Raw genomic sequence first — 12,681 nt, 5'->3', positions numbered from 1 at the left:
GCTCCCTTCGTCATGTGGTAGCCGGGAGACCGGCTACCACTGCCACCGGGTCGGCGTCCCGGTGAAGTCCTCGGCCCGCATCCCGAACGCCCAGGCCGGCCGGATCGCGACGACGGCGTTGACGTCCGGGTCGTAGCTGTAGGCCGACGAGTACTTCGCGTTGGCCGTTTCGACGAACGTGGCGATGGCCTCCGGGTCCGTGACGAACTCCGCGACGCCGTCGAGGACGACCGGGTCGAGCGCGTCGTCGATGGTGACGGTGCAGCGCGGGTCGGCGCGCAGGTTGCGCATCTTGCGCGAGGTGTGGGTGCTGCCGAACCAGAGGGCCTCGCCGTCCCAGGCCGCCCATACCGGCATCACGTGCGGCCTGCCGTCGGGCCGGACGGTCGCGACCCAGTAGTTCATCGTGGCCCGGAGTTTGTCGTCGGCCCAGGACCAGGGCAGCAACCCGGCTTCACACTGCTGGGTGCCGTAGCCGGGCATGTGCGGACGGCCTGCCTTCAATGGTTCTCGGATACCAGTGCTCATTTTCCCTGCTTTCCTTTTCTCAGGCGGCTGACGCGTCGTCGTCGAAGGCGAGGACGTCGTCGATGAGGTCGAACAGTTCGTCTTCCGACGCCGAGTCGAGGTCGTCGTCGCCGGGCAAGGCCGGGCGCGCCTTGAGCGCCATCGCTTCGAGTCTCCCGGCTATCTCGGCATCGATGTCTACAGTGGACAGAGTGGTTTCGAGCTCCTGGAGTTTCGCGAGCACGGCCCGCGTCGCGTCCGCCCTGTCGTCACCAAGGCACTCGTCGAGGTGCGCGGCGAGACCGGCCGGGGTCGGCTGTTCGTAGACGACGGTGGTGGCGAGCCGGAGGCCGGTCTCCGCGTTGAGCCGGTTGCGGAGCTGGATCGCGGCGAGCGAGTCCATCCCGAGGTCGCGGAACGGCTGGTGCACCCCGATCGCGTCGTCCTCGTGACCGGAGACCGCGGCGACCGAGCGCACCACGAGGCCGAGCAGGGCGGTCCGGCGTTCTTCGGCCGAGAGCCCGGCGAGCCGGTCCCGCAGGGACGTCTCCGGCGCCGCCGTCGTCGTGTTCGCCCGCCGTCCCTCCACCAGTTCGTCGAACACCCGGCTGGCCCGGGTCGCGGTGTGGACGGGGGCGAACCTGGCCCAGTCGACGTCGCCGACCGTCTGCACGGCCACCGGGCGGGCGAGCGCGCGGTCCAGCGCCGCCAGCGCGGTCTCCGCGCTCATGCCCGACACACCTTCGTGCTGACCCTGTCCGGGGACCGCGGTCCCCATGCCCTCCTCCGCCCACGGTCCCCAAGCCACCGCGGTGGCGGGCAGCCCGAGCGCCGCCCGGTGCTGGGCGATCGCGTCGACGGCGGCGTTCGCCGCGGCGTAGTTGGCCTGACCGGGAGCGCCGAAGGTGCCCGCCATCGAGGAGAACAGGACGAACTGTTCGAGCGGCAGGTCCCTGGTCAGTTCGTGCAGATGCCAGGCGGCGCCGGCCTTCGCCTCGAAGACCGTCTCCAGCCGTCGCGCGGACTGGGCGTCCAGTACGCCGTCGTCGAGGAGCCCGGCCGCGTGCACGACACCGGTCACCGGATGCTCGGCGAGCAGGGCTCGCAGTGCTTCCCGATCGGCGACGTCGCAGGCGGCGATCGTCACGGTGGCACCGAGCGCGGTCAGTTCGGCGCGCAGTTCTTCGGCTCCCGGCGTCTCCGCGCCACGACGGCCGGCGAGGACCAGATGCGGTGTGCCGTGTCCGGCCAGCCATCGGGCGACCCGCTTGCCCAGCGCACCGAGCCCGCCGGTGACCAGGACCGTGCCCGATGGCCGCCAGCCGGCCCCGGTCTCCGGGAATTCGAGAGCCCTCAACCGTCGCACGTGGAGCCCGCTCGCCCGCACCGCGAAGTGGTCTTCGCCGTCGTCACAGGTCAGCGCCTCGCAGAGATGTGCCCAGCCGGCGTCGTCGGGTTCCGGCGGCAGGTCGATGAGCCCTCCCCAGCGGTGCGGGGCTTCGAGCGCGACCACCCGGCCGAGCCCCCAGACGCCCGCCTGCCAGGGGTCCGGCGGCGGGTCGGCGGGTCCGATCGCGACCGCGCCGGTGGTCACCGCCCAGACCGCCGCCTCGATCGAGGTCCGTTCCAGGGCTTGGACGAGCGCGAGCACGTCCGCCGTCGCCGCGACACCCGTCGTGTCCCGGGCGCCCGCCAGCCACAGGATCCCGCCAGGGGCGGTCGCCGCGTGCTCCGCGAGCCGGTCCGTCCAGCCGTCGGAGCCGGTGTGCCGGACGATCCGCACCGCGCAGCCGCGTTCGGTCAATGCCCGGTCCGCCTTGGCGACCCGTTCGTCGAGGTCTTCTCCCGGCGGGGCGATCACCAGCCAGGCGCCGGTCGGCAGCGGGTGCACCCCGGCGTTCCTGAGCCGCCACACGGGTTCGCCCGCCAAAGAGTCCGTCGTGGACTGTCGTCGATGGATCCAGTAACGCCTGCGCTGGAAGGCGTAGCCGGGCAGATCCACCCGGCGGCCGCCCTCGTACCACGGTGAGAAGTCCACGTCGGCCCCTCGCGTGTACAGCGTCGCGAGCGCGGCGCCCAGCATCTCGGTCTCGTTCCGGCCGCGCCGGAGACAGGACACGAGTTCGATCGGATGGTCGGCGAGAGCCTGCTGTCCCAGCGTGGTGAGGGCGTTGCCGGGGCCGGTCTCGACGACGGTGTGGGCGCCTTCGGCGGCGATCACGCGCAAGGCGTCGCCGAACCGGACGGTTTCCCTGGCGTGCCGTACCCAGTACTCCGGGGTGCTCGCTTCGGACGGTTCGAGCCGTTCCCCGGTCACGCACGAGACGATCGGCACCTCCGCCGGGCGGAAGTCCAGCGTGTCCAGGATCCGCCGGAAGCCGGCCAGCATCGGATCCATGTGCGGCGAGTGGAACGCGTGGCTCACCGCGAGCCGCGTCGCCCGGCCGCCGGCCGCGGTGACGGTCGCCGACAGGGCCAGGACGGCGTCCTCGTCACCGGAGACGACCACGGAGCCGGGACCGTTCACGGCCGCGATCCCGACCCGGCCAGGGTGGTTCGCGAGCAGGTCTTCCAGCTCGTGCTCAGTCGTGCGCAAGGCGGCCATCGCACCGCCCGGCAGGGCCTGCATCAGCCGCCCTCGCGCGGCCACCAGCGCGGCGGCGTCCGGAAGCGAGAACACCCCCGCGGCGTACGCGGCGGCGATCTCGCCGACCGAATGCCCGGCGAGCAGCCCCGGCCGTACCCCGAATCCGGTCAGCACCCGGAACACGGCCACTTCGACGGCGAAGACGGCGGGCTGGGTGAAGTCGGTGCGATCCAGCAGCGCCGCCTCCGGAGTGCCCGGCGCGGCGAACACGATGTCCGCGAGCGGGCGTTCCAGGTGCGGGTCCAGTTCCGCGCAGACCTCGTCGAAAGCCTCCGCGAAGCCGGGCAGGTCCTCGCGCAGCCGGCTCGCCATACCCGGGTACTGACTGCCCTGACCGGGGAAGACCAGCGCGACCGGCCCGTCGGCGACCTCGCCGGTGAACAGGGCGGCCGCCGGTCCGGCACCGGTCAGCGCGGTCACCAGATCGGCGGTTTCACGGCCGAGCACCGCCGCGCGGTAACGGTGCCGGGTCCGCGTCGTGGCCAGGGACCGGGCCAGGTCGAGCGCGTCGCCGCCGGGCGTGACGTGCCGCGCCAGCCGCCGCGCCTGTTCCGTCAGCGCGCCGGGCGAGGCCGCGGAGAGGAGCCAGGGGACCAGCGGTCCCCTTGGCGCAGGGGCGGGTTCGGCGGCTTCCGGCTCGGGCTGTTCCAGGATGACGTGCGCGTTGGTGCCGCTGATCCCGAACGCGGACACGGCGGCGCGGCGCGGCCGGTCCGTCTCCGGCCAGGGCGTCGGTTCGGTGATCAGCGCGATCCCGCCGTCGTTCCAGTCGAGGTGGGTGCTGGGCCGGTCGTGGAGCAGCCCGGGCAGGGTGCCGTGGCGCATCGCCTCGATCATCTTGAGCACGCCCGCGATTCCCGCGGCGGCCTGGGCGTGGCCGAGGTTGGCCTTCGCGGAACCGACGAGCAACGGGGAACGCCTGTCCTGCCCGTAGGTGGCTTGCAGCGCTCCCGCCTCGATGGGGTCGCCGAGGGTTGTCCCGGTGCCGTGCGCTTCGACCACGTCTATGTCCTGTGTGGACAGTCCGGCGTCGGCGAGGGCGCCGGTGATGACGCGCTGCTGTGCCCGTCCGCTCGGCGCGGTGAGCCCGTTGGACGCGCCGTCGGAGTTGATCGCGGAGCCCTTGAGGATCGCCAGGACGGGGTGGCCGTTGCGCCGGGCGTCCGACAGCTTCTCCAGGACGACGATCCCGGCGCCCTCGGCCCAGGCGGTGCCGTCGGCGTCGGCGGAGAAAGGCTTGCACCGCCCGTCCGGGGCGAGGCCGCGTTGCTCGGAGAACTCCACGAACAGCTTCGGGGTGGCCATCACCGTGGCGCCACCGGCGAGGGCGAGTTCGCTCTCCCCGTTGCGCAGGGACTGGGCGGCCAGGTGCATCGCCACCAGCGAGGACGAACACGCCGTGTCCAGGGTGATCGCCGGCCCCTCGAAGCCGAACACGTACGACACCCGGCCGGAGGCGACACTGCCGGCGTTGGCCACCGACACCTGGCCGACGAGGTCTTCCGGCAGTTCGGCGAGCGGGAGCGCGTAGTCCCCGCCCATGATGCCGGTGAAGACACCGGTCCGGCTGCCGCGCAGCGCGGCCGGATCGATCCCCGCCGATTCCAGCGCGTGCCAGGAGACCTCGAGGAGCAACCGGTGCTGAGGATCCATCACGAGCGCCTCACGCGGCGACAGCCCGAAGAACTCCGCGTCGAATTCCGTCGCCGTGGTGAGGAATCCGCCGTGCCGGACGTAGGACTTGCCCGGTGTCTCGGGATCCGGGTCGTAGATCCCGCCCAGATCCCAGCCCCGGTCGGCGGGGAACTCCGAAATCACGTCGCGGCCCTGGGCGAACACCTCCCACAGGTCCTTCGCGGATTCCACCCCGCCCGGGTACCGGCAGCCCGCGCCGACGATCACGATGGGGTCGTCGTCGACGGCGCGGACCGGCGCGGGAGTGCTCTCGGCGGCTCGTGGTGCGCTCTCGCCCCAGAACCTGCCCGCGAGGTACCCGGCCAGCGCGCCGGGGGTCGGATGGTCGAAGACCAGGGTCGCGGGCAGCCGCAGCCCGACCGCCTCCCCGAGCCTGTTACGCAGTTCGAGGCCGGTGAGGGAGTCGAAACCGAGGTCCTGGAACGCCCGGTCGCTCACCACCGAGTCCTTCGTGGTGTGGCCGAGTACCGCCGCGACGGTACGGCGGACGAGTTCGTTCATCGCCTTGTCGTCCCGCTCCGGCGGCAGCGAGGGCCCGGCCGCGCCCGTTTCCCGGGTGGCGGCCGCCACGCGCCGAGAGGGCGCGGCAAGTGCGGAGAACAACGGCGAACGCTGGTCGCGCAGGGCGGTGACGTCGAGGCGCGCGGGGACCAGCAGGGCGGGGCCGCCGGTGAGCGCGGCGTCGAACGCCGCGAGCCCCTGGTCGGTGGACAGCGGAAGCAGGCCGCGGCGGGCCATCCGGGCGACGTCGGTCTCGGACAGATGCCCGGTCATTCCCGTGTCGAGCGCCCACAGCCCCCAGGCGAGCGACGTCGCGGGCAGGCCGAGCGCGCGGCGACGGTGGGCGAGGGCGTCGAGGTAGCTGTTCGCCGCCGCGTAGTTCGCCTGGCCGGCGTTGCCGATGATGCCCGCGATCGAGGAGAACAGCACGAACGCGGCGAGGTCCAGCCCCTCGGTGAGCTCGTGCAGATTCCGCGCGCCGTCGACCTTCGGCCGGAACACGGTGTCCACATTGGACTCGGTGAGCGATTCGACCGTTCCGTCGTCCAGTACCCCGGCGGCGTGGACGATCGCGGTCAGCGGGTGTTCGGCGGGGATGGCGCCGAGCACCCCGGCCAGCCGGTCGCGGTCGGCGACGTCGCAGGCGGTCACGGTCACTCGCGCGCCTGCCTTGGTCAGCTCGGCGACCAGCTCACCGGCGCCTTCGGTGTCCAGGCCGCTGCGGCCGGTGAGCAGCAGGTGACGTACCCCGTGTCCGGTGACGAGATGCCGGGCGATCAGCCGGCCGAGGCTGCCGACGCCGCCGGTGACGAGCACCGTCCCGTCGGGATCGAACGGCCTTTCCCGCTGCTCGGTGGGTTCGGTCGCCCTGACGAGCCGGGGCACGAGCACCCGGCCGCCGCGGACCGCCGACTGCGGTTCTCCCGCGGCGAGCGCCTGTTCCGGTGTGCTTTCGTGGTCGAGGTCGGCGATCAGCACGCGATCCGGTGCTTCCGACTGTGCGGCGCGGACCAGTCCCCACACCGGCGAACCGGTGGTTTCCGGCGGGTCGTCCGCGGTGGTGGCGATCGCCCGCCGGGTGAGCACGACGAGCTTCGCGTCGCTGAAGGCCTCGTCGGTGATCCAGTCCCGCACCAGGTCCAATGCCTCGATCGTGACGGCGCGCGGATCCACCGAGGAGCCTTCGGGTCCACAATGGACACCGACGAGATCGGGCAGTGCCCCGCCGTCGGCGAGTGAAGCGCGCAGCGCGGCAAGATCGTCGAAGACGGCGAACGAGGGGGTCTCCGCCCGTGCCTCCGGAGCCGGGATCCAGTCCACCCGCAGCAGGGTGCGATTCGCCCGCGGCCCGGCGAGCTTGGCGAGGTCGACCTGCCGGAGGGTGAGCGATTCGATCGTCGCGACGGGATCGCCCGCCCCGTCGGACAGGGTCAGGGTGACCGCGTCGTCTCCAGCCGGGGTGACGTGCACCCGGAGGAAGGTCGAGCCGGTGGCGTGAAGATCGACCGACGTCCAGGCGAAGGGAAGCCGGACGGTGTCGTCGCCCGTCCGGCCGGCGAGGATCGCGTGCAGGGAAGCGTCGAGCAGCGCGGGGTGGATGCCGAATCCTTCAGTCGATTCGCCTGGCAGCGCGACCTCCGCGTACAGCTCCTCGCCGAGCCGCCACAAGGCGCGAAGTCCCTGGAAAGCGGGGCCGTATTCGTAACCGATGTCGGCGAGGCGCGCGTAAGCCCCGTCCAGGTCGACGGGTTCCGCTCCCGGCGGCGGCCACTCTCGCGGATCCCGCGCGGGTGCGGTGGGAGTGGCGAGGGACCCGGTGGCGTGGCGGACCCAGCCCGATTCGCCGTCGGAATCCGCGGGCCGCGAGTGGACGGTGAAGCTTCGTCGTCCTGGTTCGCCCGCGGTGACCGCGAGCTGGATTTCGACGGCGCCGTCGGCCGGGATGATCAGCGGGCTCTCCAAGGCCAGCTCGTCCACCCGGCGGCAGCCGATCCGGTCACCGGCGTGCAAAGCCAGCTCCACGAAGGCCGCTCCGGGCAGGAGAACAGTGCCGTTCACGGCGTGGTCGGCCAGCCAAGGATGGGTCGACAGCGAAAGCCTGCCGGTCCACAGCGATCCGTCGCCGTCCGCGAGGGTCACCATGGCGCCGAGCAGGGGATGGCCCGCGTCCCGCAGGCCCAGCGACGCCGACCCGGCGGCCCCTGTGGAGGGCGTGAGCCAGAAACGCTCCGTCTGGAAGGCATAGGCGGGCAACGACACGAGCCTGCCCCCGGGGAAGACGGTGTCCCACCCGACGTCGGCCCCGTACACCGCCGCTTCGGCGAGCGAGCGCCGGAAGCGGGGGAGGCCGCCTTCGCCCCGCCTCAAGGAACCCAGCGCGACACCCTCCCGCGCCGACTCGTCCAGGATTTCCTGGAGTCCCACGGTGAGCACGGGATGCGGGCTGCATTCGACGAACAGCGCGTGTCCTTCGTCCGCCAGCGCCCGGATCACCCGGTCGAACTCGACCGGGTTCCGGAGGTTCCGGTACCAGTATCCCGCGTCCAGGACGGCGGTGTCGATCAGGCCGCCGGTCAACGTCGAATGGAACGGTATTCCGCTAGTTCGCGGAGCCAGCTCCGCGAGCAGTTCGAGCAGCGGAGCGTGGAGTTCCTCGACATGGGCGGAATGGGACGCGTAGTCGACCGGAAGCCGCCTGACCCGGACGCCCGCTTCGCCGAGTTCCGCGGCCAATTCGTCCAGCGCGGCCGGATCGCCCGAGAGCACCGTCGCCGACGGCCCGTTCGCCGCCGCGATCGACACCCGGCCGTTCCAGCGCTCGATCCTCCGCCCGGCCTCCGCCCGCGGCAGTGCCACCGAAAGCATCCCGCCGCGGCCGGAGATCGCCCGGATCGCCTTGCTGCGCAACGCGACCACTCGCGCGCCGTCCTCAAGGGACAATGCGCCGGCCGCGGTCGCCGCCGCGATCTCGCCTTGCGAATGGCCGACGACGGCGGCGGGCCGCACCCCGTGCGACTCCCACAGCGCGGCGATCGAGACCATCACCGCCCACAGCACCGGCTGGACGACGTCGACCCGGTCCAGCGCGGCCTTGTCGGCCAGCGCCTCCGGCAGGAGCCAGTCCACGTGTGGTTCGAGCGCCCGTCCGCAGTCCGCCATGCGTTCGGCGAACACCGGGCTGGTGTCCAGCAGTTCCTTGGCCATCCCGACCCATTGGCTGCCCTGGCCGGGGAACACGAACACCGGCCGCGGATCGGCCTTGTCCGCGCCGGTGAGGACCTCCGCCGCCGATTCCCCGGCGGCGAGCGCGGTGAGGCCGCGGAGGAGTTCCTCGCGATCGCTTCCCACCACGGCCGCCCGATGAGCGAAACGGGTCCTCGCGCCCGCCAAGGTGAAACCGGCGTCGTAGACGTCGAGCCCGGGGTCGGCTTCGAGGCGGTCGCGAAGCCGTCCCGCTTGGTCCTTCAGCGCTTCTTCGCCGTTCGCCGAAAGCATCAGCGGTACCACCGAAGCGGTCCGCGCGGCCGTTCCGGGCTCGTCCGGGGCCTCTTCGAGTACGACGTGGGCGTTGGTCCCGCTGATCCCGAACGACGACACCGCGGCACGGCGCTTGCGGCCGGTGTCCGGCCACGGCGTGTGCTCCGCGAGCAGTTCGACCCGGCCCGCCGACCAGTCCACGTGCCGGGTCGGCTCGTCCAGGTGCAGCAGTTTCGGCAGTATTCCGTGCCGCATCGCCTGGACCATCTTGATCACGCCGCCGACGCCGGCCGCGGCCTGGGCGTGGCCGAGGTTCGACTTGAGCGAACCGAGCAGCAGCGGACGGCCCGCCGGGCGTGCCTGGCCGTAGGTGGCGAGCAGCGCCTGCGCCTCGATCGGGTCGCCGAGGGTGGTGCCCGTGCCGTGCGCCTCGACGGCGTCCACGTCCGAGGCACGAAGACCCGCGTCGGCGAGCGCGTCCAGGATCACCCGCTCCTGCGCCGGGCCGCTCGGCGCGGAGAGCCCGTTCGAAGCGCCGTCGGAGTTGACCGCCGAGCCCCGCAGCAGGGCGAGTACGCGGTGTCCGTTCCGTCGTGCGTCGGAGAGCCGCTCGACCACGAGCACACCGACGCCTTCCGCCCATGCGGTGCCGTCCGCCGACGTGGAGAAGGACTTGCAGCGGCCGTCCGGGGCGAGGCCCCGCAGGCGGGAGAACTCGACGAACATCTCCGGCGTCGCCATCACGGTGACACCGCCGGCGAGCGCCAGATCGCTGTCCCCCGAGCGTAGTGATCGCGCCGCGAGATGGAGCGCGGTGAGCGACGAGGAGCAGGCCGTGTCCACCGTCACCGAAGGGCCGTGCAGACCGAACACATAGGACAGTCGCCCGGAGACCACGCTGGAGGTGTTCCCGGTGATCAGGTGCCCTTCGAGTCCGTCCGGCACGGTGTGCACGCGCGGCGCGTAGTCGTGATGCATGACACCGGCGAACACCGCGGTACGGCTGCCGCGCAGGCTCGCCGGCACGATTCCCGCGTCCTCGAACGCTTCCCAGGCGGCGGACAGCAGCAGGCGCTGCTGCGGGTCGGTGGTCAGCGCCTCCCGCGGCGAGATGCCGAAGAACCCCGCGTCGAATTCGGCCGCGTCGTAGAGGAAACCGCCGTTGCGGGTGACGGAATGCCCCTGCCTGCCCGGATCCGGGTCGTAGAGCGAGTCGACGTCCCAGCCGCGGTCGCGGGGGAGTTCACCGATCGCGTCGGTGCCTTCGGCCGCCAGCCGCCAGAGCCCTTCCGGATCGGTCACCCCGCCGGGGAATGCGCAGGCCATGCCGATGATGGCGATCGGCTCGTGGGCCTCGGCGGGCTCGGACACCGTCGCGGGGGGACGGCGCTCCTGTTCCTCGCCGGACAGCAGCGAACCCAGGTGGCGGATCAGTTCTTCGGGGGTGGGGTGGTCGAAGATCACCGTCTCGGGCACGGTCACGCCCAGCGCCTCGGTGAGCCGCCTGGCCAGTTCCGCGCCCATGATCGAGTCGAAGCCCAGCTCGGTGAACAGACGGCCGGGGGAAGTGCCTTCCCCGTCGTCGAGTCCGAGCACCGCCGCCGCGTGGCCGAGCACGGCCCCGGCGATCGTGTGCTCGATGTCCACTGTGGACGCCGCGTCGGCGGAGGGGAGCGTGTCGAGCCAGTGGCGTTCGCGCTGGAAGGCGTAACCGGGAAGGTCCACGGTCGCCGGTCGTCCGCCGGGGAACAGCGCGGTCCAGTCCACGGAAGCGCCTTCGACGTACGCGGAAGCCACCGCGGCGAGGAAGGCCCTGGCGCCAGGCCCGAGCGGGATTTCCCGTCCGCCCGAGGAAAGGAGCACGACGGGTTCGCCCGCGCGTTCAGGCGCGGTGAGAACCGCTTCGGCCACCTCGTCCGCCGGGATCGTCCGGGTGACATACGCCGCCGCGAACCCGCCGATCCCCTCGCCGGAAACGGATTCCGGCTCGATTCCCGAGGCGGTCAGCAGCCGGTGGGTCGCGACCTGGGAAGCGAAGGTCCGGGCCGCCGGGTCCCCGCTCCGGTCGCCGAAGAGCGCGAGAGCTTCGTCGAACGCCGTGGCGAACGCCGGGAACACGTCGGGTGAATCGCCGAAGTCGACGGGCGCCGAGCCGAACCGCAGCTCCGCGGACCAGCCGGGATCGGCTTCCGGCACCTCGGTGTCCACCTCGTCCAGCGCGGCCAGCAGCTCCGCCCGATCGCCCGCGACGACGGCGGCCCGGTACTCGAAGGCGGTCCGCGTGGTGGCCAGCGACCAGGCGATCTCCGCGAAGTCCTGGTCCGGGCGTGTGAGGAGATGCGCCTTCAGCCTGGCGACCTGTGCGCGCAGCGCGGCCGGTGTCCGGCCGGAAACCACGCAAGCCGCGGACGGCGGAGCGGTTACGGTGGTGCGCGGTGCAGTCTCCGGAGCCGCGCCGAGCACGACGTGACAGTTCGTGCCGCCCATCCCGAGCGAGGTGACACCGGCGGCACGTTCGTCGCCGTCCCAGGCGGTCGCTTCGGTACAGACGCGCAACTTCAAGTCTTCCAACGGAATCCGCGGATTCGGCTCGCGGAAGTGCAGGCTGGGCGGGATTTCCCCGTGGTGGACGGCGAGGGTCGCCTTGATCAGCCCGATCACCCCGGCCGCGGCCTCGAGATGTCCGAGGTTCGTCTTCACCGACCCCACGGGCAACGGTGCCGACCGGTCACGGCCGTATACGGCGCCCAGTGCCGCGGCCTCGATCGGGTCGCCGACCTTGGTCCCGGTCCCGTGCAGTTCGACGTAGCCGACGTCGTCCGGGGCGAGACCGGTGCTTTCGAGTGCCTGGGCCAGTACCTGTTCCTGGGCTGCCCGGTCGGGCACGGTGAGGCCGGCGCCGCCGCCGTCGTTGTTGACCGCGCTGCCCGCGATCACCGCGTAGATCCGGTCGCCGTCGGCGATCGCGGCGTCCAGCGGTTTGAGCACGACGATGCCGCCGCCTTCGCCCCGCACGAAGCCGTCCGCGGCCGCGTCGAAGGTGCGGCAGCGGCCGCTCGCGGACAGGCCGCCGAACTTCTCGGCCTCGCGCGCGCTCGCCGGGACCAGGTTCAGGTTCACCCCGCCCGCCAGCGCGATGGTGGATTCGCCGGAGAGCAGGCTCCGCGTGGCCAGGTGCACGGCGACCAGGGACGAAGACTGTCCACTGTCGACGGTGATACTCGGGCCGCGCAGGCCGGCGAAGTAGGACACCCGGTTGGCGATCAGCCCGCGCTGGAGGCCGGTGAAACTGTGCTGGGTGGTCACGTCGAGTTCCTGGGCCAGCCGCGCGTAGTCGTCCCGCATCGCGCCGAGGAACATGCCGCAGTCCTGGCCGCGCAGCGTGGCGGGGACCAGGCGGGCGTCTTCCATCGCCGCCCAGGCGAGTTCGAGCGCGAGCCGCTGCTGCGGGTCGAGCACCGCCGCTTCGCGCGGTGACACCCCGAAGAACGCCGCGTCGAACTCCTCGACGTCCGCCACGAACGAGCCATGCCGCGAACCGGCGGCACCGCCGGAATCCCAGCGGTCGCCGGGAACCTCGGTGACCATGTCCCTCGCCGCGCGCAGGACGTCCCAGAACTCGGAAACGTCCGCCGCTCCCGCGACCCGGCAGGCCATGCCGACGATCGCGACCGATCCGGACCGCGTGAAAACTTCCCCACCAGAATATGCGGACATGGCTCCGAAACTACGTCCGCCGCCGAAGCGCGAGCCAGTTCTCCGGGCGCATCCGGCACATCGGAAGAACTGAGGTATTACCTGGTCATGAGCCTGGCAGCGGAGCAAAGACGGAGGTGCGCCCCCGGTGGCGCGGC

At 72.2% G+C, this 12,681-nt stretch carries 2 protein-coding genes; both read right to left on the bottom strand.

Annotation, left to right across the window (positions count from 1 at the left end; all coding sequences use genetic code 11):
- Positions 1-33: 33 nt before the first annotated feature.
- Positions 34-528: a TIGR03618 family F420-dependent PPOX class oxidoreductase gene (locus tag H4W30_RS16640; protein ID WP_225949358.1), complete on the bottom strand. Its 495-nt coding sequence runs from the start codon at positions 526-528 to the stop codon at positions 34-36.
- A 19-nt stretch (positions 529-547) separates the two neighbouring features.
- The gene (locus H4W30_RS16635) at positions 548-12,544 is read right to left on the bottom strand and encodes a type I polyketide synthase (protein WP_192743630.1); all 11,997 of its coding nucleotides are present in this window, start codon (positions 12,542-12,544) and stop codon (positions 548-550) included.
- Positions 12,545-12,681: the final 137 nt, after the last annotated feature.

Origin of the sequence: Amycolatopsis roodepoortensis, from assembly GCF_014873915.1 — a bacterium.
GTDB lineage: Bacteria > Actinomycetota > Actinomycetes > Mycobacteriales > Pseudonocardiaceae > Amycolatopsis > Amycolatopsis roodepoortensis.
This window is presented reverse-complemented; position numbering and strand designations above follow the sequence as displayed.

What these genes read in the sequence shown, in the direction of transcription:
- H4W30_RS16640 (WP_225949358.1), bottom strand. Translation starts at nt 528, where the DNA reads ATGAGCACTGGTATCCGAGAACCATTGAAGGCAGGCCGTCCGCACATG.
- H4W30_RS16635 (WP_192743630.1), bottom strand. Translation starts at nt 12,544, where the DNA reads ATGTCCGCATATTCTGGTGGGGAAGTTTTCACGCGGTCCGGATCGGTC.